The sequence below is a fragment of the Thalassolituus sp. ST750PaO-4 genome, assembly GCF_020320405.1.
Lineage (GTDB): Bacteria > Pseudomonadota > Gammaproteobacteria > Pseudomonadales > Oceanobacteraceae > Venatoribacter > Venatoribacter alkanivorans.
Window position 1 is genome coordinate 381,568 of sequence record NZ_JABVCB010000013.1, and the last position, 22,990, is coordinate 404,557.

The window sequence follows — 22,990 nt, forward strand, 5'->3', positions numbered from 1 at the left end:
TGTAAATTTTGTCGGGCACGAGGCTCCGGCAGACAGCATTACAGAGTGGGCGCCGTATGTCGTCAGGTACTGCTTTTACCCAACACGGGCAGGAAAATAATAATGATAAGAATCGTGTCACTTGGTCTTTCTTCTGTGCTGCTTTCATTGCTGCTGGGCGGATGCACCATCCATCAATCCGTCGGCGACAGCTTCGGCTCGTATGTCTCCGAACCGGATGGCCAGAATTTTAAAGCCGTTGGTTACCGTTGGGATTACGAAAATACGGCCCTGATCTATGTTTACCGCCCGGCGACCCAATGGTCGATGGATGAACTGGAAACCCCAAGTTTCAATGTTGACGGTGAGCGTCTGTTCAATATCAAGGGCGGCGGTTACACCTGGTATGAAATGGAGCCAGGTGAGTACGATATTATTATTCGCCGTGGCCTGTTGGGCTTGGAAGGGGTTGGTGAGTTTGTTATCAAACGCGTGGCGCAGCTCAGGCTCGATGTTAAGCCAGGCAAAGTGTATTACCTGCGCTATTCCGAAATTGACCCGCCAGCGCTGAAGCCGGATCTGGAAGATATCCCTCTCGGGGATGGCCCTTTACAGCTGGTGGCGCCAAGTATTGCCCTGTCAGAGTTGCCGGTAACCAAAATGATTCACCATGGTCGTGATCGTCTGAAGCCACGTCCGGTAGCAGAAGAAGAAATGGCCGATAAGGTTTTCGATGGTTCTTCCGCTGATGATGACGGTGCCGTCGATGAATCCGGCGCCAAAGCCAAGCCTAGAACTAAAGCCGAGGAATGGTGGCCGTTCTAGACCGGCAGTAGTTGGGGTACAATAGGCCGACTGTAACGCCCACCGACGTGGGCGTTTTTACACCCGCGAGCCTATGAGAGAGAACCCGTCATGACTGTGATCAAGCAAGAAGACCTGATCCAGAGCGTCGCTGATGCACTGCAGTACATTTCGTACTATCACCCGAAAGACTTCATTGATGCCGTGCATGCGGCCTATGAGCGCGAAGAGTCCAAGGCTGCGAAAGACGCCATGGCGCAGATTCTGATCAACTCCCGTATGTGTGCCATGGGCCACCGTCCGATCTGTCAGGACACCGGTATTGTTACCGTATTCCTGACCATTGGTATGGACGTGAAATTCGAAGGCGATATGAGCGTTGAAGATATGTGTAACGAAGGCGTACGCCGTGCTTACACCCATCCTGACAACGTGCTGCGCGCCTCTGTGCTGGCGGATCCGGACGGCAAACGTGCCAACACCAAAGACAACACGCCGGCCATCATCCATATGAAACTGGTTCCGGGTAACACCGTGGACGTGCATGTGGCTGCGAAGGGCGGTGGCTCTGAAGCCAAATCCAAGTTCGCCATGCTGAACCCGTCTGACTCCATCGTTGATTGGGTACTGGAACAGGTACCTAAAATGGGTGCTGGCTGGTGTCCGCCGGGTATGCTGGGTATTGGTATCGGTGGTACCGCTGAAAAAGCCATGATGCTGGCCAAAGAAGCGCTGCTGGAGCCAATCAACATTCAGGAACTGCAGGCCCGTGGCGCACAGAACCGCGCGGAAGAACTGCGTCTGGAACTGTTCGAAAAAGTGAACAAACTGGGCATTGGTGCGCAGGGTCTGGGTGGTCTGACCACCGTACTGGACATCAAAGTGGCCGATTATCCGACTCACGCGGCGAACAAGCCGGTGGCGATTATTCCTAACTGTGCGGCAACCCGTCACACTCACTTTGTGCTGGATGGTTCCGGCCCGGCAGTTCTCAAAGCGCCGAAAGTGGAAGACTGGCCACAGATCACCTGGGAAGTGGGTGACTCTGTACGCCGTGTGAATCTGGACACCATCACTCCGGAAGACGTAAAAGACTGGAAAACCGGTGAAACCGTATTGCTGTCCGGCAAGATGCTGACCGGCCGTGATGCGGCGCATAAGCGTATGGTCGATATGATAGCTAAAGGTGAAGAGCTGCCGGTTGATCTGAAAGGCCGCTTTATTTACTACGTGGGCCCGGTTGATCCGGTACGCGAAGAAGTGGTTGGTCCGGCTGGCCCGACTACTGCGACCCGTATGGATAAGTTCACCCGTACCGTGCTGGAAAAAACCGGCCTGCTGGGCATGATCGGTAAATCTGAGCGTGGCGACATCGCTATTGAAGCCATTAAAGATAACGAAGCCGTGTATCTGATGGCCGTTGGTGGTGCTGCTTATCTGGTATCTCAGGCGATCAAAGGCGCTAAGGTTGTTGGCTTTGATGATCTGGGCATGGAAGCTATCTACGAATTTGAAGTCGAAGATATGCCGGTAACCGTAGCTGTGGATACCAAAGGTGAGTCGGTACATAAGACCGGCCCGCAAACCTGGTACGCCAAGATTAACGCAACCGAAGTCTGATGCGTTAAGCAGCGATAAATAAAAAAGGAGCTCCGGCTCCTTTTTTTTGTGCCTGTCGTAAAGCCATCGTATGAATGATGTTGGCGCAGAAAAGACTCTGCAAAGCTGGATTTTCCCGCTAATGTGAATGTTCCGCCTAAGGAGACAGATGATGAGCGATGACCGCATTGATGACGCGCGACTGCAAAGCTGGCTGGCAGAGCATCCGCACTGGACGCCTGTTATGGTTGCAGGTGTTCCGGCATTGCAGCGCAGTATAACGCTGAACAATTTCAGCGCGGCTCTGCACCTGGCTAACAGTATTGCCGTACATGCTGAACAGCAGAATCACCATCCACAGCTGACGTTAAGTTGGGGGAAGCTGGAGGTGTTGTGGTGGAGCCACGATGTGCAGGGAATTTCAGCCCGTGACCTGCGCCTGGCTGCACAGACCGACCGCGAAGTAGCCGAAGCACTGCGTCGCAGTCCGGTCTGATTACCGCATAACCCGGCCGTCGGGTTATGCAGTATGGCTGGAAACCGTTGTTCAAAAACATGGATAAGCAGACAAAAGCGCTGCTCTTCAATTTTTTCTTATATCTGTACGAACAAAAACGATCTGCTGGTTTTTCGCCGTATTTTTCTTTAATCCGTGCCGTAAAAAAGTCAGTTGGCGCAAATGTTTTTAGCTTTGACCCGCTAATGCTTAGCAACAACTGAATTTCTTATTTCATCTTCCGTCTTTACCGTAAAAAATTTGGCGCATTAACTGGACAAACGACGGGCATTTCGCTTAACAATAGTTAATTAAAAGTGCATAAGCATTGCTTACAACTTCAGTTCCTGAAATATGAACTAAGCTGGGGGAAGAAAAATCAGGATTCCTGACGCAAGGAAATTGAATGAAATTCCCGACTCCGTTCCGATCATTGCTGATTGCAGTCAGCACACTATTGTTCGCTTCTTTGGCCTGTGCGGACAATAAAAACGAAGATTCATTAAATACTCAGGCCCCCTCTTTATATACCGGCTTTGAGCAGTTGCTGGATGACGATAAAACACTGGTGATGGAAGAGCTGATCGATCTGGACAGCAATATCCGCCGCGTTGCTCTCTATCACAATGGCGATCGCCTGCATCGTCAGATTCCCAAACAGGTGCATCTGATGATTGAAAACAAGTTAATGCACCGTGTGATGGAAAGCGGTCGTTTTGAAGTCATTCAGTGCATCGAATGCCGCACCACACAGGTGGCTATGCGTGCAGATAAGCTGGAAATCTCTCACGCAGCAGAATCCAATCAGGCACTTCGTGCTCTGGCTAAAAAAGTTCGGGCAGATGCCTTTATCTTCTGGAATGCATCGGTTCACGATGAAAAGTTTACGATTAATCTGCGTATGGTTGATGGACGTAATAATCAGCTTCTGTGGCTGAAAGAGTACTCGAAGAAAACCACACGGGAGCAGGAAGAAAAAGGCTTTGATTCTGTAAATTATGAATTGACGGTAGGCGCCTGGGGAATTGATGGCAGCCGTGAAAATCAGACGACCAACAGCGCAGAAGAAGTTAACGGCGTTACCGTGTTTGGCCTGCGTCGCCGTGAAACCACCAGTATTGATGACAGTCTTGAGTACACGCTGGCGATTGAATACTTCCGTAACTTCTCCAATACCGATTTATTTGATGTATCGGGTATTAACCTCGAAGGACGGATTATTGCCGATATTCCGAGTATGGATAAGTTAATTGATACCAAGGTGTATCTGGGGATTGGGCAGGCATTCTTTAACGATGCTAATTCACTGGTTTTCCGCTTTGGTTTTGAGTTCCCGTTTTTCAGTGACGGTTTTATGGACTTCGGCGTTACTTACTTACCGGAGAGCGATGCCCGCTGGGATAAAAAGGTGGGCTATGAAGAAGTCGGAAAATTCGGTGGTTCAAGCTATGACTTGACGCTGGGGGTAAGATTCTGATGGCGGCATTTAAAGCAACAGGATACATAAACCCACTGTTCAGAATACTGACTCTGGCAACTCTGTTATTGCTGGCGGCCTGCAGCTATCAGCGTACCAATGAAGTCGTTAAAGGATACGGTAATTCCGGCTGGGTATCTGAAACGGAGGTTGTAGAAGAAGATGCTCAGAAAAAATCTGAAATCGCTGAGCAAGCCAAAAAACAGCATGGCCTGATGCATATTCACCGTTATGGTGATGGTTATGATGTACTTCTGACACTGGATGCCGGTGACAGCGATGTGAAGTTTATTATGGATCTTCCGGGTAAGGCTGTTGCATCAGAAGACGAAGCAGTATCTGAGATGGATGAGGATGCAACCGATTATCCGGATGACAATGAAGCTGAAAAAATTCATGAGAAACTGAATGATAATGCAGAGCAACAGGAAAAAACTAAAAACCAGCAGGTAGAAAATACCACCAAGCACATCCTTAATGCCCAATCTCTGTTTTATAAAAAGCAGTACTGGCAAGCACTGGATGAAACTAATTCAGCACTCGATAACTTACCGGATTCAGCTCAGGCGCATGCATTAAAAGGCAGTATTTATTACAAGATGGGCCTGTTGCCGGAAGCCCGCTCCAGCTGGGAGCAGGCGCTTAAGCTTGACCCCAGTCTTGATCAGGTCAAAGCCAGCCTTGACCGGCTGAAGCAGTAGGAGATGCCGATGAGAATTCTTACTGTATTACTGTGCTTCGTCTCGCTGCTGGTCGCTGCTGAAGAACAGGCCTATGAAGTTCCGGTTAAGAAAGATGATCTGGAAGAGGCGCGCTTTAAGAATGAAATGGAAGCGCGCCTGGCACGGGATATCAAATCTTATCTGGGTGATAACCGCTTTATTATTCAGGTTGAAGCGACACTGCAGAAAACCCGGACCATGGTGAAAAGCAATGAGCCGGCATCACCTGCCACTTCTTTGCCCAAGCCGCCTGCCCGTCAACCCATTACCGAAATCCGTCCACGTACGGTAAAAACCTTTGCTGCGGATGAACTGGAAGCATTGCCCGGTTTGCCGGTTAACGAACTTCCTCTGCTGAAAGAAAACGAGCAGGAAATTCAGGCACTGCAAAATAAAGTGCAGCAGCTGGAGCGTGAACGTACCGATGTACTCAATTATGCCGATCAGCTGAAACAGGAAGCAGAAACCAAGATTCAGACCATTCGTGAGAAAACACTGGGCTTTCGCAACAGCATCAAAAAAATGACCATTACTCTGGTTGTTGACCGTACGCTGAATGATGAACAGGTTGAGTTTCTGCGTAACCTGATTACCCGGAAATCCCAGCTGGATGAACTGCGTGGCGATACACTGAATATTGTCCGTACCGAATTTAAACGTCTGGAGAACGACAAACCTGCTGCTCTCAGCCTGTGGGAGGAATATGCGCTCTGGTTCTGGCTGGCGTCATTGCTGCTTGTCTTACTGGTCATAGCTTTAGGAATGCGCGCATTAGGCCGCCGGATGATTCCTGCCGCAGGTGCTCCTGTATCCACAAGTTCCGACAACGGATATAGCGATAGCCGTGCCGTGGTTGCACAGGAAAATGATCAGCAGGTTGAACTGAAACGTCAGGTCAATGAAACCCGCCAAGCGCTGGTGTCATCCGGATTGTCTCAGCCACAGCTTTTTCAGCAGCTGGTTCAGCAGGGACTGCAGCGACAACAGTATTCCGAAGCAACGGCAATGCTTGAAGTAATGGGTAAGCCTTTGTTGCGCAGCCTTGTTCCTGCATTAACCAGCACCGAGTGGCAGGAGCTGGAACAACAGCGCAGCGACACGGACTGGAGTAATGAGATGCTGCTGCAATCCCTCAGTGCTTTCCAGCAGCGCCTGCAGCAGGGATTAGCAGATAACTCTGCGGGCAGTTCACCGTTTTCGTTTCTGGAAAAACTCAATGATTCGCAGGTGCTGTATCTGATTAAAGATGAGGACACCCGCATTAAAGCCTTGGTTATGTCGCAGCTTCCGGCTGAACGGGCGGCGGATATTATTCAGCGCATGAAAGAAAAAGATCAGGCTTCTGTAGCCTATGAACTCGGACAATTCGATACTCTGCCGGTATCCGCTTTCCGCGACGTAGCTGATCGTCTGGCGCATGCTTCGTTATCGGTACCGACCTTTGAAAACATAAGCGCCGATGGTTTATCAGTGCTGATCCGCATGCTGGATAATATGAACAGTGCGGAAGAAACCCGCTTACTGAAAACCTTAAAAGGCGAAAAGCCGGAAACCTATTACCGTCTGCGTCAGGTGTATTTTACTTTTGCTGATATGGCCCGCGCTCCGGAGCGGGTACTGGCGAATGAGCTGCGCGATATAGATCGCGGTGTTCTGGCCGCTGCCTTATGTCATACATCAACTGAATTTAAACGCCATGTGCTGGCCGCCTTGCCTGCTAAATTGCGCGCAGCCGTTATTGCTGAACTGAAAACAACCGAAGCTGACATTGCGCAGGAAACGGTAGAAGCCGGACGCAAACAGGTTGTGCAGAAAATGCGTGATGTACTGAAAGCCGGACGTTTCTCTATGGAAGAGCTGGCGCCTATTGCTAAACAGTCACAGGGGCAGGAATAAATGATGTTTTCATTCAGCACCCTGATTGGCTTTTGCGCTGGTATCAGCCTGTTTGCATTTGCCATTATCAGCAGTACCGATCATCACCAGATTTTTATGAGCCTTTCCAGTCTGGCGCTGGTGCTTGGCAGTACGTTAGCGGCTTCACTGATCAGCTACAGCAGCGGTGATGTTCTGATTGCCATGCGCAGTATGGTGCAGACTTTTTTCCATACTCCCACATCGCAAAAGCATTTGCGCACACTGGTCAGCCGCTTTGTTGACTGGAGCAACCTGTATCGTCAGGGAGGTATCAGTGCCCTTGAGCAGAGTCTGAGCAAAGAAGAAAGCAAAGATGAGTATCTGTGTCATGCGATGGAGCTGATTGGCTCGGGTTATAAAAACCACGAAATCCGCATTATGCTCAGTGATGCCATGGATGCCACCTGGCAGCGGCATACGCTGGAATCCAAGGTGCTGAATACCATGGCAACCTATGCCCCGGGGTTTGGTATGGTCGGTACTATTATTGGTCTGATTATCATGCTGGATAACCTGAACGGCGATATGGCCGGGTTAGGGCAGGGGTTGGCACTGGCATTAATTACCACTCTGTATGGTGTGGTACTGGCGAATTTATTTTTTAAACCGGCAGCCAATCAGGTTACAGAAAAGCAGGAAGCACTTTATTACCGCCATCAGCTGATTACCGAAGGTTTCGTGATGCTGGCGGAAAAACGTGATGCTCTGTTTATTCAGGACAGGCTGAACGCCTTTCTTAAACCGTCAGTTCGTCTGCAGTTTGCCGATGAAGAACTCTGAGCTGATATACCCGGAGGCATGCCGTGGATGAGGCCGTAAAGCGCCGTGGCCTGCGCCGTCGCCGGCCTAATTTTGATGATTCTTCCAGTTCCTGGCTGATCACTTATTCCGATGCCATTACGTTGCTGTTGGCTTTCTTTGTGATGATTCTGTCGGTATCTGATATTGATCAGGGAAAAGTAGAAGCACTGCAGGAAGGATTGTCGACGGTAATGACTGACCGTCAGCAAACAACGCCCTTTACCGATATTAAAAAAGCACTGGATGATTATATCGAACAGAATGGTCTGCAGGATCAGTTGTCGGTGATTCTCGATCAGCGTGGCGTTAAAGTGGAGTTTGCTAATGTTGCACTGTATGACTCCGGATCTGCCGATTTAAAAGCCGGTGCGGTTCCTCTGTTGGAAAAAGTTTCTGCCATTATCCGCGACACCAGTCACGAAACACATATGATTGAAGTGGAAGGGCATACCGACGATATTCCTATTGCTAATAAACAGTTTCCTTCCAACTGGGAGCTGTCAGCAGCCAGAGCGACCCATGTTGTTAAATATCTGATGAGTCAGGGCGTTGCCAAGGAGCGTCTGAAGGCCTCGGGCTTTGCTGACAGCCGGCCAAAAGAAATGGATCCCGCCCAGACAATTGAACAGCAACGCGCTGCTAACCGTCGCGTTGTCGTTCAGGTACGGCGTTACTGAGTACTTCAGGCATTATGGTTGTAGCTTAATCATAAAAAAATCCCCCGTAAAACGGGGGATTTTTATTTACTCAGAGTATTTGAAACCCTGTTATTTACCCTGAGGGTTGTAAATCCACAGCATGTTGTTTTTGTGGTTGCTGGTGTCTTCACCGATTAATACACGACCATCATCCAGTACAACAATATTGTCTGGCTGCGCAATGCCATCTACAGAACACTTGTTCGTGGTTGATGTAGAATCATAAGCGCCACCAATAACAACAGGATCCATACGGGAAACGTTGTAATCAGCATGCAGACCTAAGCGGTAAACAATGCCACAACGGTTGGCTTCAATCTGAATGTCGCCTGCAGTATCAACCATCGCACCGGAGACATCGGCCATTGCAACGTACATGAATGGTACTGCACCGCTGGCTGCGCCGGCGTAGTTGATGTTAATACCTTCCATTTTGTTGAACTCAACGGTTGCGCCTTTAGCTTCAGCCGCTTTCAGTGTTTCGAGGAAAGCAACACGATCATCTGCAGCACCGCCAGCAGCCCAGGTAGTTACTTCTGCATCGGTGATGTAGCTGTTGGCTCCATCGACATAAGCGGTCTCGTCGATACCATCGTAGCTGTCAATCCAGGCTTCAATCTGGGCATTATTAGCGGTAGCCAGCTCAATCCAGGTGATGTTAAATCCTGCTTTGGTGTGATCGCGGGTTGCATCCTGAGTCACTTTGGCTGCGTACAGAGTACCGGCGCTCAGATCGCCTGCCGTAGTGGCAACAAATTTAAAAAAGCCTTTTTTAGAGCCGTCATCCGTCAGATATACCGTTTTACGGTCTGGCATGATGACTGGGTTTTCATGAGCTAAACGACCAAGAGTGAAGTGCTTTACGGGTGCAGGAGCCGCAGCCTTAGGATTGGTCAGCTCAACGATGTAACCGTAATCATATGGGTTCGGGAAAGTACCGCCCAGGTAATCCTGAATTCTTTGCACGTCGGCATAGTGCGGGTAACCAGTGCTGTAAGCTGGGTTGTTCCAGTTTTCAGTATTTTCGGCTTCGTAGTTTTCTTCCGAAGTCAGTGGTGTGCCCCAAGGAGAAACCGTACCGAAGCAGTTGATCATTGTGCCTTTAACGCTGCTGAAATCTACATTCAGAGCATCCGCGATTGACCAGCTGCCATCAGGTTGTTTGGCCAGGCTCATACGGGAAACTGCACCAGGACGGTCTTCCCAGGCGGTAAACAGATAGCCTTCACTGCCGTCAGCATTCGATGGGATAAAGGCGTTAAAGTCAGGATTATTTGATTGTTTAACGGATGCGGTACCTGCTGCATTTACAATCGCACCAAGGCCGAATGACAGGGCGCCAGTGAAGGTGTCACCTTCGCGCCCGAGAACCTGGTAAGAGCCAGACACAACGCGGGTGGTCTGGGCATCAGCGGAAGCCGGATCGGGTACAGTAATGGATTCCATCTGAGGATCAAGGTTGTCAATATCAACGCCAACCCAGGCGCCAACAGCCGCTTTGTTTTCATCGCCAGGTAATGAGCTTGAAGGGTGTTGGATATTGAAGAAAAACTCACCGTTATCTGTATGGTACATGCCGGTCAGTTCTGAGCCCAGTGGCGTTGTTGCCAGACGGATCAGTTTTGGTGCAGCAGTCAGATCCTGACCGTTTGAACCATTTGTACCGTTGGTGCCGTCAGTGCCATTGGTCCCATTGGTGCCGTCAGTGCCATTGGTACCGGCAACACCATCTTTACCATCTTCGCCGCCACAGGCGGTGATCAGGAAAGCAGAAGCAATTGCTGCCGCGAGTAATTTCTTATTCATGAATGTATCCTTGCTAATCAGATTGTTAGTGACTAGCAAACTAATCAATAAATATTAATTTTTGATTTACGTTTTATTACAGTTTATGTATTTGTTTTTATTGGCTTTATTTACTGAAAATTAATTCCAGTTAAGACGAATATCCCAGCCATAGTGTCTTTTTTCTGAATGCAGTGGAGGAATGCTCTCGTCCACCTCTGTGTATACGTTTTTAGCCGGAATCCAGGTTGCATCGCGACCATAAATAAAGCTCTGATGACGTACGATCTCGGTATAAGCCTTATTCAGCTTGAGAGCGCGTTTTCTGCTTGGCGCGAGTAATGTGTAGACGTCGCTGTTGTTGATTTTTTCATGGTCAACTTCCCCGGCCGTGGTATACCAGCGCTCAACCATTTCAGGGTTTTCGCGAAACTCACTGCCACCGCCGGCTCTTTTGAGATAGTTAAGAATTTCACCACCTGGTTCGCTGACAGATGGAGCATCTTTCATTCCTTTCAAATTGATGTAGCCCCAGCCTTCTGCTCCCGTAATTTTCCGGGCATAAGAGAAGGTGCTGTCTATTGTTGTGCCAATAGCTGCGTGACAACCCATGCAGAACATACCTTCTTCATAGCTTTGTGGACGCAGCTCACCATCGTAGTTTTCGATAAAGCCTTGAATGAACCATCCTTGTCCATTATCAAATCCGAGATCACCACGGTTAATAAAGTTGGGGAGAAGGCCGATAAGTTTCTCTTTACGTTCATTATCATAACGGCTGGTTATTGTACTTCTTGGAAGTACGGAGATCTTTTTCATGTACCGTAATTCTTTCATTCTCTGAGGTACGAAAATACTGTCATCTTCTGCAATGCCAACGTAGCGGACAGAATGCATCAGCTCTGTTCCCTGTGGGAATTGCTGATATTCAACAGGTGTGTTTTGTGCATCTCCGATATAGTTTTCCGATTTTACGACGGTTTCCGTTGTTGACAGGATTCCGTTCTGGTCAATATCGAAACCAATACGATTCTCATCGACAGGCCAGATTGATGCACTTTCAATGTCTTTTATATTCAACTCGGCAATGGTCAGGTTGATAAAGTATATATCCTTATCAAACATGCCTTCTTTTTCGCGAAATTCTTTGGCCAGCCTGACGATGACATCATCGGTTGATCCGTTGGTTGGCCAGAATGTACCTGGGAAAGGTTTGTAATTAAACGCAACCCAGTAGCTACCGTCCAAAGCCAGCCCTTGCTCATCAAAAGCGCTGGATCCCAAATAAAAATCCTTGAGATCAGGAATAAATCCTTTCCAGCCTGAACGGTTAAGATTTTCGGCCAGATTTGAATAATTATTTTCGTTGATGTATTTGATAATGGCTTCGTCACTGACCATTTCAAGCCATTCCTGACGATCTTTAAACAGGTTTTTCCAATGATTGGTAACGCCTACGTCAGAAAATATATAGGCTCCCTGAAGAGCTCCATCATCCAGTTTATTTAACCGGTTGTCTTTTCGCCGGTCATACATCTGGTGGCATGTATAGCAGGGATTGTGTTCGCTTTCAGTGTCGGTATAGCACTGTGAAGGGATGCTGGCCTCATTGTTAAGAATTTTATCGCTTGTAACTTCGGTCTGTTCGCTGAAAGCGACAGCCGGTAACAGCGATACACTTTTCTCTGTTCCGGCTTGGTTTCCTGTATCAGCTTGCTTATCTGAATCATTATTGCCATAACAGGCATAAAGTGATGTTGCCGATATAATAACTAATCCAGACAAGGCAATCAGATAGCGGGGCATTACGAAGAACCTGCTTGTAAAAATATCAAAGCAAGATAATAAGCTGCTTCTGTTGCAGAAAAGTGACAAGCCTCAGTGGTGCTGAGGCCTTTGATAGTACAGATTTTAACCGGTTTTTACGATGTCATAGCAAGGCGTATAGTCGCCGCTGATCTTCATTCGACCATGTTTTACCATCGCGGTTAACAGCACATCCATGCCTTCCAGAATACTTTTATCTCCCTGTATCTGATACGGCCCATGCTCCTGTACGCGGGTTATCCCCACTTCCTTCACATTGCCGGCAACAATACCGGAAAAGGCCCGGCGCAGATTAGCAGCCAGCTCATGGCCAGGCAGTGATTTACTCAGGCACAGGTTGCTCATGGCTTCATGGGTCGGATCGAACGGTAGCTGAAAATCTTCGGCAATGGTCAGAGCCCAGTTGAAGAAATAAGCATCGTTGCTGGACTGACGATACTGTTCAACCTCGGCGATCCCAGCTTTCATAGCCCGCGCAACCGCTTCTGCATCCTGGATAATAATCTGATAACGCTGCTGGGCTGTGGCTCCAAGCGCTGTGCCAATAAAACGATCAATGGCGCGCAGATAATCCTCTGTTTCGCTTGGGCCGGTAATCACAATCGGAAACGGAATTTGCTGATTGTCCGGGTGTGACAGTACGCCGAGTAAATACAGAAGTTCTTCGGCCGTACCAGGCCCTCCCGGAAAAATTACAATGCCATGGGCAAGACGGATAAAAGCTTCAAGACGTTTTTCAATGTCCGGCAGAATCACCAGTTCATTCACAATCGGGTTCGGGGCTTCGGTCGCAATAATGCCCGGTTCAGTAATACCGATATAGCGGCCATCGCGGTTATGCTGTTTGGCATGGCCAATAGCGCAACCTTTCATTGGACCTTTCATTGCACCCGGGCCGCAGCCTGTGCCGACATCTAAGCCGCGTAGTCCGAGCTGATAACCAACATCTTTTGTGTATTGGTATTCATTGCGCGGAATCGAATGGCCTCCCCAGCAGATCGCCAGGTTCGGTAACCGATCCGGTTTCAGTACGTTGGCGTTACGCAGTAAGTGAAACACTGCATTGGTAATGTCGTCGCCATTATTCAGATCAAAACGATGCGCCTTAAGAATCGATTCCTGTGCATAGAGTACATCACGCAGAACAGAGAATAATTGCTCCCGCACACCACGGATAATTTCGCCATCGACAAATGCACTCTGTGGAGGGTTTTTCAGACTGAGAACAATACCGCGGTCTTCCTGCTGAACCTGAATATTAAAGTTGCGGAATTCTTCCTTTAGTTCGAGATAGTTATCTGACTGACTGCCAGCGCTGAGTACGGCATAGCAGCAACGCCGTACCAGTTCATGAATTTCACTTCCGACTTCCCGTAATTGCTGTATTTCATAACGTGATAAAACGCGCAGATGGGTTTTAGGGTGAATCAGCTCATAGTGTTTTGTCATGGTTTCTCCTTACCTCCGTATGATATCTACGCCCAGAGTTCCATTGGGCCGTAATGCCGGAGTAGTTTCAGAATATCGGTGCGGGTAATAATGCCGCAAAGGATTTGATTGTCATCGATAACGGGCAGGGCACCGATGTTGTATTCAAAAAGAATGTTACTGGTCTGTCGGATGTCGGCATTTTTCATCACGCAAATTACCGGGTGAATAGCGTAATTCAGGATATTATTTTCCCATATATCTTCACTGTTCCCCGGCCGGATGTTTTGTTGCATTAAAGCATGCATCAGATCGCGATCAGAGATGATCGCCAGAACTTTATTTTCTTGGTCAACGACAGGCAGGTGGTGATAGCCACTCTCTGCCAGCTTATTCCAGCCATCCTGAACGGTATCGTCCGGTGTCAGGGTGAGAACCGGTGTATGCATAATATCGGCTGCAAAGGCGATTGAATCCGGTGTTTTTTGCGGATGCGCATAATGCTCCAGTACCTGCTGAGCCTGTCGCTCCGCTGGAGACTGAGAATCTCCGGGCCTGACCTTTTGCACTGCAGACGATGCTGCGGTGGCTTTTATCCGGTTTTTATCTGGCCGCAAAGGGGTTTCAACCCGGATGCCCATGTCGAACACGATTAATGACATTGCTTTTGACCATTGCCTGAAGTTCCTTCTCTGCAATATAGCAGTGCGCTTGTTGTTCTGTCAGCCTGAAGCTGGTGCGCTTCAGGATGGATATGCACTTTCGTGGTGCCGGGAGTGCTTCTGTTGTGATGGCCTGTTCCGGATCTGGGGCGAATCGCATCTGTTTTTATCTGGCACAGCCTTTGCTGATAACTAATTCAGGTGAGAACGTGCGAAGCAGTAGAGCGTTTTTAAACTCCGTCCCGGCAGTTAACAGGTAATGTTATGAAATGGATTATGTGGACAGTATTAAGCACTCTGAGTGTTCCTGTTATGGCAGGAGAAACATCGGTTGAGCTGAGTATCAACACATTGTGGGTAGTCATGGCTGCTGCTCTCGTGTTCTTTATGCAGGCGGGTTTTGCTTTATTGGAAAGTGGCATGTCACGGGCAAAAAATGCCGTTAACGTGATGATGAAAAACTATATGGACGTGTGTCTTGGCAGCCTTATTTTCTGGCTGGTTGGTTATGGCCTGATGTTTGGTGAAAATTTTACCGGCTTTTTTGGTGCCAGTCATTTTGCGCTTTTTAATACTTCAGCAGAAAGCCAATCCTGGGATTATACCGTGCTGTTATTCCAGATTATGTTTGCCGCAACAGCCGTAACTATCTGCAGCGGAGCTATGGCGGAACGGACAAAATACGATGCCTACCTGATCGCCACCTGTGTAATTACTGCATTTATTTATCCGGTATTTGGCAGCTGGGTATGGGGTGGTATGTACGGTGGTTCAGGCTGGCTGGCTAAGCTGGGTTTTATCGATTTTGCCGGTTCGACCGTTGTTCATTCCGTGGGGGCCTGGTGCGCATTGGCTGGCATTATCGTTCTGGGGGCACGTACCGGACGTTTTGATCGCACCACCGGTGCTGCGCGGAGTATTCCGGGCCATAATCTTTCGCTGGTCGCTTTGGGTGGTTTTATTCTGTGGCTGGGTTGGTTTGGTTTTAACGGTGGCAGTACGCTGGCGGCCAGTCCGGAAATCGGTCTGATTGTACTCAATACTCAGTTGGCCGCGGCGGCTGGTGCAACGGGAGCCTTGCTGTTCAGCCGTATAACCAGACGTCCGGTGCTGTTAACTTCAACAATTAACGGCAGCATTGCCGGTTTGGTCGGAATTACGGCAGGTTGTGCATCAATGGCACCTGAGTTCGCTGCACTTACTGGTCTTATTGCCGGAGCGATATCGGTTTATGGGGCAGCCTGGCTTGAACGCCGTCGTCTGGATGATGTGGTGGGTGCTATTCCTGTGCATGGCTTTGCCGGGGCATGGGGGACGCTGGCTGCAGGGCTTTTCCTGAAAGATAATATGTTTGATTTATCGCAGATTGCGGTGCAGCTAGTGGGCATTTTCTCGGCGTTTTTCTGGGCCTTTCCGTTATCGCTTATTCTGTTTTTCCTGATTGATCGCGTGATCGGTTTGCGCGCTAGTACCCAGCATGAACAACAGGGTCTTGATTTTACCGAGCATGATGAAGTGGGTTATCCGGAGTTTCATCAGAACGTTACTTATCATCGTGAATTATGAGTAGCCGATAATGACAATGACGATCGAAGCAAAAAGACGGGCGGTATTTACGGTTCTGCAGGAAACCCTGCAAGGAGATGGTTTATGGCGTGCTATGTGGCGCTGGCAGAATCATTATGCGCAGAAATCACAGTTTGAATTGAATGGTTTTCTGTCTGACTGTAAAGATATCCCGGAAGTCGCAAATAACCGTTCTCAGTTATACCGGCAATTAATCGGTATTCTGATGGATGACGGGGCCCGGTTAAAGCCAGATCCTATGGAAGAAATGCTGAAATATCAGTCTGCTCAGCAGCGCAGTGGCAGTCTGGATGAAATGGAGTTGTTTCCGGCGCAGGATTGGACGGATGTTTATGAGGTGGTACTGACGACATTGTTCGGTCAGCTACGCTCGGATACGGCAAGGGTTGTTAAGCGCTATGCAATGGAGCAATCCTTGCGTCACAGTATTTCGCAGGAACTGGCTTACTCATTTAATCTGTGGGGGGATGACAAACATCCTCTGGTGCTTGGTGATTCAGCTCTTGTTGATTTAAAACGCTTGCTGAATTTTATTTATATCGGCGTTTGTGAATGTCTGGGACCGGTGGATGCCGACCGGATTTTAAGCCTGAGTATACGGTCGGCAGCAGAGGTTAACCGGAATGCTGCCACAGACCCGCGCCAGCTTCTGGAAAAATAAACCAGAGTTAGCTGGCGGCAATGCGGCTCAGCTGGTCAACCATGGTGCTGGTGTAACGCATTACCAGAAAGGGGACCAGTTTGGCTTCGACATTTGTGGCGGATTTTTCTATAAACAACCATTGGCTGCGTATGCGCTGCAGTGAGGCGAGGGCTGAGGCATTCAGATCGGCACTGTTCAGACTGTTAAGCCCGGCAGAGAATTCCTGGCAGAGCTGGTTGATATCCTGACCATTGCTGAGGGGGGCACCCATTGAGGATGCAGCACGTTCCAGATAGCGTTCCGTAATACCCAGCAGCAGCCGCTTCTGGCTGCGGGTCCAGTCTTCTATAGCGGAAACGGAGAACTCGCCATTCTGGCGTAATTCATCGCCGATTTTTTCCAGCTCGCTGATCATGGCACTGGATGCATCACGCATCATGGCCACGACCTGAAGTTCAGGAAAGTCATTCACTTCAATTTCATGAATGTTCTGCTGCATCAGTGAGCGGAACTTTTGCCAGTGGCTGTCGACGCTCTGCTGAGGGTTGTTGTCATTATTGAGCTTGAGGTTGCGTAACTCATTACTGACGTTCTGCTGTTGCTCGCCGACGACAAGCAGATAACGGTTCAGCTCGTTCAGAAGTTGCTGATTACCTTCATCGGCCTGCAGGTGGTAGTAACGCAGCAACAGTGTTTTGACCCCGACACTGAGGTCGAAAACATTCTGTTCCAGAGAATTGCTGCTCGCCTGGGCTGAAAAGCCGACAAACAGGGTGAGAATCAGGGATCTAAGGAGTAACATAGGCGTCTCTCCGATACTTATTATTGTTTTTTAGTTGGCTTCAGTTGATCACTTCCCCCGCGCAGGTGCAATAGCCTTTCGGGCCAGAGTAGCAGCTGTATGAGCCAGTAGTGGATTTCTATGGAACGAGTATACCGATTAACGATTTCCTGCCCGGACCGGGTGGGCATTGTAGCGAAAGTTGGCCAGTTCTTTTCCGGACATGGTGGCTGGATTGTTGAGGCAAACCATTATTCTGACCCGGTTACCGGGCGCTTTTTTATGCGTCACTGCATTCGTGCGGATTCACTGCCCTTTGATCTGGCAACGCTGAAAGCAGAGTTTGCGCCGATTGCCGAAGAGTTCGATATGGACTGGCAGGTGAACGACTCGGGCGTGCCGAAGAAAGTGATCCTGATGGCGAGCAAAGAAAGCCACTGTCTGGTGGATCTGCTGCATCGCTGGCACAGCAAAGAACTGGTCTGTGATATCCCCTGCGTTATTTCCAACCACGATACCCTGCGTTCGCTGGTTGAGTGGCACGGGATTCCGTTCTTCCATGTGCCGGTTGATCCGGCGAATAAGGCTGAGCACTTTGCCCGCGTTAACGCCATTGTCGAAGAACACAAAGCCGATACCATTGTGCTTGCGCGCTATATGCAGATTATTCCGCCGGAACTCTGTGAGCGTTACCACGGCCAGGTAATCAATATTCACCACAGCTTCCTGCCATCTTTTGTTGGTGCCAAACCGTACCATCAGGCGGCAGAGCGTGGGGTGAAACTGATTGGTGCGACCTGTCACTATGTAACCTCTGAGCTGGATGCCGGCCCTATTATCGATCAGGACGTGATCCGCATCAGCCATAACGATACCGTGGAAGATATGGTGCGTCTGGGTAAAGACGTTGAGAAGATGGTGCTGGCGCGCGGTGTGCGCAGCCATCTGGAAGACAGGGTGCTTCTACACGGCAATAAAACCATTGTTTTTTAAGCAGGACGCTTAACGGGAGGCGGGAGAGGTTGGTAGGAGCAGCATTTTTGCCGCGATGGAACTTCAGAGGCTGGAATTTTTCAGCATGGTATAAGCGGGCCTTGCGGCCCGAATCGGGACAAAAATGTCCCTTCTGCAACCCCGCTGAATTACCGGCTCAAAAAAAGGGAGATACCTCGCGGTATCTCCCTTTTTTATTGCGTCAGGCGCAAGCCATAACGCTATGGTGATTACACCAGTTCGATAGCAACCGCTGTCGCTTCACCACCACCGATACACAGTGCGGCAACACCTTTTTTGCCGCCGGTGTTTTTCAGCGCGTTCATCAGAGTAACGATCAGACGTGATCCGGTAGAGCCAACCGGGTGGCCCTGAGCACAGGCGCCGCCGTAGATGTTCACTTTGTTGATATCCAGCTTCAGTTCATCGATTGGCATCATGGCAACCATGGCGAAAGCTTCGTTGATCTCAAACAGATCCACGTCGTCTTTATTCCAGCCGGCTTTGGCCAGAACTTTCTCAATCGCACCAACCGGAGCGATGGTGAACTCAGATGGATGCTGAGACTGGGTGCTGTGTGCAACGATGCGCGCCAGCGGAGTTACGCCTTTGGCTGCGGCTGCAGATTCGCTCATCAGAACCAGAGCAGAGGCACCGTCTGAAATGGAAGAGGCGTTAGCGGCGGTGATGGTACCGTCTTTGGCGAAAGCCGGACGCAGGCTAGGGATCTTCTCGATGTTGGCATTGAATGGCTGCTCGTCCTGCTCAACAACGGTTTCACCTTTACGGCTGGTAACGGTAACCGGCACGATTTCAGCGCTGTTCAGGCCTTTTTCAATCGCGTCTTTGGCACGGGTCAGAGACATAATGGCGTACTCATCCATCTGCTCACGGGTGTAACCTTTCTGGTTGGCGACATCCTGTGCAAAAGAACCCATCAGACGGCCTGTTTCGGCATCCTGCAGACCATCCAGGAACATATGATCCTGTGGTGCACTGCCTGCACCCATGCGGAACCCGGTGCGCACGCCTTCCAGAACGTAAGGTGCGTTAGACATGGATTCCATGCCACCGGCAACGGCAATCTCAACGGAACCTGCTTTGATGGCATCGTGCGCCATCATGGTGGCTTTCATGCCGGAACCACAAAGTTTGTTGACGGTGGTCGCGCCAGTAGCATCAGCCAGACCAGCCTTACGCATCGCCTGGCGGGCCGGACCCTGTTTCAGGCCGGCTGGCAGCACGTTACCCATTATGACTTCCTGCACGTCGGCGGCATCGATACCAGCACGCTTCACGGCTTCAGCGATGGCCAGTGCGCCCAGATCGGTTGCGCTGACGCTGGCCAGGCTGCCCTGAAAACCACCCATCGGGGTGCGGGCGCCGGCGACGATAACCACGGAATCTTGATTTGACATGTGCTGCTCCTGAGTCAGATATCTTGAAATCGGCCGCCATTCTAGAGGAATAGGGCGCTTTTTAACAATTGCCAAGCGATTGGGGAGCTGCTCGCGACAAAGTTGCAGCAACCACACGCCTGCTACGAAGGTAGTGTTACGTACAGATACAAAATGAGAGGGGGATTAGCAAGGAATCATACTTTTGAGTGATGAGGGTGCGTGACGGCCAGATTATAGTCATGGGCATCTCTTTGGGGGTATGGATACACGCACGCCCCAAAAGTGCACCAATAACCATAAAAAAACAGACAGGTAGCAATATGGTGAAGAAGACCCTTCTCAGTCTGGCCATCGCAGCCACGACCGCAGGCCTCGCCGGCTGTAATATCAGTAGTGTTGAAAAACACAATAACGAAGTCGATTCCACACCGGTTGATGCCGGTAAGCCGGGGGTAGCCCCAGCACGTGTGGCGCCGGTTTTTTCTGCGGGTAACAAAGACCTGCCGCTTTTTAATGATTTATTGTTTGCTGATGCCGCCGTTACAGATGGTACTGCCAGTGCAGACGATACGCAGGCTCCGGTGACTACCGCACTTAACTCTATTGATGGTGCGCCAGTTTCAACCCCGATTGACATTGAATTTAATGCACCTGTTGATGCGGATAGCCTGAGCAAGCCTTTTACTGCCGTTCTGATCAAACTGCGTAACTCCTCGAATGATCCTGCAATTGATGCGCTGGATATCAAGAGTATTGCTGCAAACTCTCCGCTTGTTGGTGATCAGCCTAATGTGCTTGATGGTGTCGATCAGCCAGTATTCGGTGTCGACTATACCGTTTCCTTCCTTGATCTTGATGATGGTAATACACCAACCCTGCGTATTAACTTACTTAAACCACTCGAAGAGCGGACTAAGTACGTTGTCGCTCTGACATCTCATATCACAGCAGGTGGAGAGGCTATTGGTGCTTCTGCGGAGTATGAACTCCTTAGCGGCAATGCCGGCCTCCCATCTTCAGCGTTGCTTAAAGTGCGGGAAGCTATTCAGGCATGGGAAGGTGTGGCTAAAGCTTATCTTGCAGGTGCAGCGGCAAGACTTCAGCAGGATGCAGCAACTGCCGCCGAAAACGATATGCCAGAAGCCGCTGCACAGGCAACCGCCGCAGCTCAGCTGGCCAGCAGTGCTGACGTTGTGCTGAGCTATGCCTTCACTACCGGTGGTACCACATCCACGCTGAAAATGATTGCAGCGCCTGAAATGTATGTGCGTGCGCTGGCGGCCAAACCGGATACCGCCAAGAAGCTTTATCAGGCTGTTCTGCTGCAGCAGAATGCAGGTGATGAGGCGGCTACAGCGGCTGCTTATGTTGCTACCGCTATCGTACCTGCTGCAACTACAGAATCTATTGCACTGGATAATCCTCCAACGGAAGCCCAGATTGCTGAAGTAGAAGCAACTGCAACTTTTAAAGCCAATATCGTAGCCACTGCCAGCTCAGCTCCTGTTGTTGGTGGGGTAACGGCGAGCCTTTATACACCTGAAGCTCAGGCTTATGAGGCTATTCCTGGCGTTGCTTTAACACCAGCGCAAGTTTTTGCTGGTACCCCTCTGGCTGCTGACTCAGTTACTCAATACGTTCAGGGTTCATTAACATTGCCTGTTGGTCTGAGTGCACCGGTTAAAACCAATGCTCAGGCTCTGGCCTCTAGCGATCCTGTATTGCAGGCCAATGCTGTGAAGCTGAGCATGGCGTCTGATGCACCCTGGTCTGCAGATCCTGCGCTGAATCCACCTTCCGATAATAAGGTATTTAATCCTGCTACCGGTACGTTAACAGCAACAGGTGTGACTGCCGTTAAAGATGAAGAAGGAAATGTGACAGGTTACACGGGTGGCATGACCAACGTTACCTATCGTTATCCTCTGGTGAATCTGGATAAAACAGAAAATGTACCAGTGTTGGTGACTTTGCCGGGTGATTATTCTGGATTAGGTGAAGCTGACTGTACTGCGCTGCAGGCAGGTGCTGGCTATCCTGTAATTGTTTACCTGCATGGTATTACGTCGGATCGTACGTCCAGCTTGGGAATGGCGCAGGCTGCTGCATTTAAAGGTTGCTACGCTACTGTGGCCATGGATATGCCGCTACACGGTGTTGCACCGCTGGCATCAGATCGTGATGGTAAATCGATACTGAACAGTGCGATTACATTTAACGTTGAGCAGGCAACAACACCGTTTGGTAATGCCGCTAGCGTAGGTAATGTCGAAGTGGCTGAGCGTCACTACAATATTGCCTCTGCCAGCAATGCCCGCGTTGATATGGTGTTTGGTAATTCGGTTGAAACCTCTCTGGGTAAATCCGGTGAGCAGTTCATTAACCTTGCGAACATGAATCGTCTGCGTGACAACCTGCGTCAGGCAGTTGTTGATAATGTACACCTGCTGGCATCGCTGGATAATATTGCAGCAGCTCATGGTGTAACTTTTGATACTGATAAAGTTTATGTAGCTGGTTTATCTCTTGGCGCGATTGTTGGTACTACGCTGACAACGGTTGTTAATGATCCGAATGTACAGAATCTGAATGCTGCTTTGCCTGAGATTAAAGGTACGTTACTGGCAAGCCCTGGTGCTTCTTTGCCGAAAATGCTGGAAAACTCGCCTGCCTTTGCTCCTACCGTTTTGTCTGGTCTGAATCTGGCGCAAGACAGTTCATCCTTGCAAAAGTACGAAGGTATGCTGCAGGCAGCACTGAATAGTGTAGACCCTATTGGCTTTGCCGCTGAGTTGGGCGCGCAGACTACGCCGGTACTGATGTACAACGTTGTTGGTGGTGGTGCATGTCCTAATTTCACTCCTTTCGATCAGAATGGTGCGCCGACTGCAAATGCGTCTGAAATGGTGGGTGCAGATTGTTCTGATGGTCCTACTCAGCGTCTGCCAAGCAAAATTGCTCTGGCATTCCAGGGTAAGTATCCGTCAGACCATGTTGTTCCTAACTTCGACTACTTTGGCGATGCAGACAGCAACCCGTTCTCTTCGATTATGTCAGGCTTGACCTTCGAACTTGGCGATATGGGCTCCAAAGTGACCACTCCGATAGAAGCAATGCCATCATCTGCTTCTGCTCTGGTCGGTACTAATCCGCTTGCTGAGCTGGCTGGTTTGAAGGAACTGGATGAAACACTGGATATGACTAATTCTGGTGGTCAGGCAGTAATTCCTTTCGACAAGGCGACTCACGTCACTTTTGCTGCAGCGGATGATACTAACACCTTTACCACCATGATCACCCAGATGCTGACTTTCTTCGGCTCTAATGGTGCAGCATTGAATCCGGCCGTCAATGCCGGTGTGAAACCAGCGGAATAACAGGGCGGAGTAAA

Annotated in this window: 18 protein-coding genes; 12 read left to right on the top strand and 6 right to left on the bottom strand. The window is 49.6% G+C overall.

Features of this window, described 5'->3' with window-relative positions; genetic code table 11:
* Window positions 1-102 precede the first annotated feature (102 nt).
* The 8 genes from HUF18_RS17215 to HUF18_RS17250 all read left to right on the top strand — a co-directional run bounded on the left by HUF18_RS17215 (window position 103) and on the right by HUF18_RS17250 (window position 8,472).
* Complete coding sequence (locus HUF18_RS17215; RefSeq protein ID WP_186435766.1) at window positions 103-804, top strand: DUF2846 domain-containing protein; 702 nt, start codon at window positions 103-105, stop codon at window positions 802-804.
* Between the two features lie 90 nt (window positions 805-894).
* Entirely contained in the window at window positions 895-2,403 is a 1,509-nt protein-coding gene (locus HUF18_RS17220; protein ID WP_145466391.1) for a fumarate hydratase, read from the top strand.
* A 151-nt stretch (window positions 2,404-2,554) separates the two neighbouring features.
* A complete protein-coding gene (locus HUF18_RS17225; protein ID WP_225693074.1) occupies window positions 2,555-2,878 on the top strand; it encodes a 4a-hydroxytetrahydrobiopterin dehydratase in 324 nt (107 codons plus the stop codon).
* A 406-nt stretch (window positions 2,879-3,284) separates the two neighbouring features.
* Window positions 3,285-4,355 carry a hypothetical protein gene (locus HUF18_RS17230; protein ID WP_225693075.1) on the top strand — a complete coding sequence of 357 codons (1,071 nt, stop codon included), beginning with the start codon at window positions 3,285-3,287 and terminating at the stop codon, window positions 4,353-4,355.
* On the top strand, window positions 4,355-5,056 hold the full coding sequence (locus tag HUF18_RS17235; protein ID WP_225693076.1) for a tetratricopeptide repeat protein: 702 nt from the start codon (window positions 4,355-4,357) through the stop codon (window positions 5,054-5,056). Before HUF18_RS17230 ends, HUF18_RS17235 begins: the two co-directional genes overlap by 1 nt.
* Window positions 5,057-5,065: 9 nt before the next feature.
* Complete coding sequence (locus HUF18_RS17240) at window positions 5,066-6,973, top strand: FliG C-terminal domain-containing protein (RefSeq protein WP_225693077.1); 1,908 nt, start codon at window positions 5,066-5,068, stop codon at window positions 6,971-6,973.
* The gene (locus tag HUF18_RS17245) at window positions 6,974-7,774 is read left to right on the top strand and encodes a motility protein A (RefSeq protein ID WP_225693078.1); all 801 of its coding nucleotides are present in this window, start codon (window positions 6,974-6,976) and stop codon (window positions 7,772-7,774) included.
* Window positions 7,775-7,797: 23 nt separating this feature from the next.
* Window positions 7,798-8,472, top strand: coding sequence for an OmpA/MotB family protein (locus HUF18_RS17250; protein WP_225693079.1), 675 nt, complete (start codon window positions 7,798-7,800; stop codon window positions 8,470-8,472).
* A 90-nt stretch (window positions 8,473-8,562) separates the two neighbouring features.
* On the opposite strand, the gene HUF18_RS17255 is transcribed toward HUF18_RS17250, so the two are convergent.
* From HUF18_RS17255 to HUF18_RS17270, 4 genes are all read right to left on the bottom strand, one after another.
* Window positions 8,563-10,299: a PhoX family protein gene (locus HUF18_RS17255; protein WP_225693080.1), complete on the bottom strand. Its 1,737-nt coding sequence runs from the start codon at window positions 10,297-10,299 to the stop codon at window positions 8,563-8,565.
* A 120-nt stretch (window positions 10,300-10,419) separates the two neighbouring features.
* Entirely contained in the window at window positions 10,420-12,084 is a 1,665-nt protein-coding gene (locus HUF18_RS17260; protein ID WP_225693081.1) for a hypothetical protein, read from the bottom strand.
* Between the two features lie 105 nt (window positions 12,085-12,189).
* A complete protein-coding gene (gene ppnN / locus HUF18_RS17265) occupies window positions 12,190-13,554 on the bottom strand; it encodes a nucleotide 5'-monophosphate nucleosidase PpnN (RefSeq protein WP_225693082.1) in 1,365 nt (454 codons plus the stop codon).
* 26 nt (window positions 13,555-13,580) lie between these two features.
* On the bottom strand, window positions 13,581-14,195 hold the full coding sequence (locus tag HUF18_RS17270; protein ID WP_145466385.1) for a CBS domain-containing protein: 615 nt from the start codon (window positions 14,193-14,195) through the stop codon (window positions 13,581-13,583).
* Between the two features lie 264 nt (window positions 14,196-14,459).
* Here HUF18_RS17270 and HUF18_RS17275 point away from each other — a divergent pair, with 264 nt between their 5' ends.
* Together HUF18_RS17275 and HUF18_RS17280 are read left to right on the top strand one after the other, a co-directional pair.
* The gene (locus tag HUF18_RS17275; RefSeq protein WP_225693083.1) at window positions 14,460-15,761 is read left to right on the top strand and encodes an ammonium transporter; all 1,302 of its coding nucleotides are present in this window, start codon (window positions 14,460-14,462) and stop codon (window positions 15,759-15,761) included.
* Between the two features lie 16 nt (window positions 15,762-15,777).
* Entirely contained in the window at window positions 15,778-16,443 is a 666-nt protein-coding gene (locus tag HUF18_RS17280; RefSeq protein WP_225693084.1) for a hypothetical protein, read from the top strand.
* 7 nt (window positions 16,444-16,450) lie between these two features.
* Here the strand turns inward: HUF18_RS17280 and HUF18_RS17285 are convergent, their stop codons facing one another.
* Complete coding sequence (locus tag HUF18_RS17285) at window positions 16,451-17,227, bottom strand: hypothetical protein (protein ID WP_225693085.1); 777 nt, start codon at window positions 17,225-17,227, stop codon at window positions 16,451-16,453.
* A gap of 120 nt (window positions 17,228-17,347) precedes the next feature.
* Between HUF18_RS17285 and purU the strand changes: the two genes are divergently transcribed.
* A complete protein-coding gene (gene purU / locus HUF18_RS17290) occupies window positions 17,348-18,199 on the top strand; it encodes a formyltetrahydrofolate deformylase (RefSeq protein WP_145466381.1) in 852 nt (283 codons plus the stop codon).
* Between the two features lie 230 nt (window positions 18,200-18,429).
* Here the strand turns inward: purU and HUF18_RS17295 are convergent, their stop codons facing one another.
* A complete protein-coding gene (locus tag HUF18_RS17295; protein ID WP_225693086.1) occupies window positions 18,430-19,617 on the bottom strand; it encodes a thiolase family protein in 1,188 nt (395 codons plus the stop codon).
* A 302-nt stretch (window positions 19,618-19,919) separates the two neighbouring features.
* Here HUF18_RS17295 and HUF18_RS17300 point away from each other — a divergent pair, with 302 nt between their 5' ends.
* The gene (locus HUF18_RS17300; RefSeq protein WP_225693087.1) at window positions 19,920-22,976 is read left to right on the top strand and encodes a hypothetical protein; all 3,057 of its coding nucleotides are present in this window, start codon (window positions 19,920-19,922) and stop codon (window positions 22,974-22,976) included.
* Window positions 22,977-22,990 lie beyond the last annotated feature (14 nt).

Bases quoted from the DNA above. Each gene is read 5' to 3' on its own strand.
- HUF18_RS17215 (WP_186435766.1), top strand. From the start codon at position 103: ATGATAAGAATCGTGTCACTTGGTCTTTCTTCTGTGCTGCTTTCATTG.
- HUF18_RS17220 (WP_145466391.1), top strand. From the start codon at position 895: ATGACTGTGATCAAGCAAGAAGACCTGATCCAGAGCGTCGCTGATGCA.
- HUF18_RS17225 (WP_225693074.1), top strand. From the start codon at position 2,555: ATGAGCGATGACCGCATTGATGACGCGCGACTGCAAAGCTGGCTGGCA.
- HUF18_RS17230 (WP_225693075.1), top strand. From the start codon at position 3,285: ATGAAATTCCCGACTCCGTTCCGATCATTGCTGATTGCAGTCAGCACA.
- HUF18_RS17235 (WP_225693076.1), top strand. From the start codon at position 4,355: ATGGCGGCATTTAAAGCAACAGGATACATAAACCCACTGTTCAGAATA.
- HUF18_RS17240 (WP_225693077.1), top strand. From the start codon at position 5,066: ATGAGAATTCTTACTGTATTACTGTGCTTCGTCTCGCTGCTGGTCGCT.
- HUF18_RS17245 (WP_225693078.1), top strand. From the start codon at position 6,974: ATGATGTTTTCATTCAGCACCCTGATTGGCTTTTGCGCTGGTATCAGC.
- HUF18_RS17255 (WP_225693080.1), bottom strand. From the start codon at position 10,299: ATGAATAAGAAATTACTCGCGGCAGCAATTGCTTCTGCTTTCCTGATC.
- HUF18_RS17260 (WP_225693081.1), bottom strand. From the start codon at position 12,084: ATGCCCCGCTATCTGATTGCCTTGTCTGGATTAGTTATTATATCGGCA.
- ppnN (WP_225693082.1), bottom strand. From the start codon at position 13,554: ATGACAAAACACTATGAGCTGATTCACCCTAAAACCCATCTGCGCGTT.
- HUF18_RS17270 (WP_145466385.1), bottom strand. From the start codon at position 14,195: ATGTCATTAATCGTGTTCGACATGGGCATCCGGGTTGAAACCCCTTTG.
- HUF18_RS17275 (WP_225693083.1), top strand. From the start codon at position 14,460: ATGAAATGGATTATGTGGACAGTATTAAGCACTCTGAGTGTTCCTGTT.
- HUF18_RS17280 (WP_225693084.1), top strand. From the start codon at position 15,778: ATGACGATCGAAGCAAAAAGACGGGCGGTATTTACGGTTCTGCAGGAA.
- HUF18_RS17285 (WP_225693085.1), bottom strand. From the start codon at position 17,227: ATGTTACTCCTTAGATCCCTGATTCTCACCCTGTTTGTCGGCTTTTCA.
- purU (WP_145466381.1), top strand. From the start codon at position 17,348: ATGGAACGAGTATACCGATTAACGATTTCCTGCCCGGACCGGGTGGGC.
- HUF18_RS17295 (WP_225693086.1), bottom strand. From the start codon at position 19,617: ATGTCAAATCAAGATTCCGTGGTTATCGTCGCCGGCGCCCGCACCCCG.
- HUF18_RS17300 (WP_225693087.1), top strand. From the start codon at position 19,920: ATGGTGAAGAAGACCCTTCTCAGTCTGGCCATCGCAGCCACGACCGCA.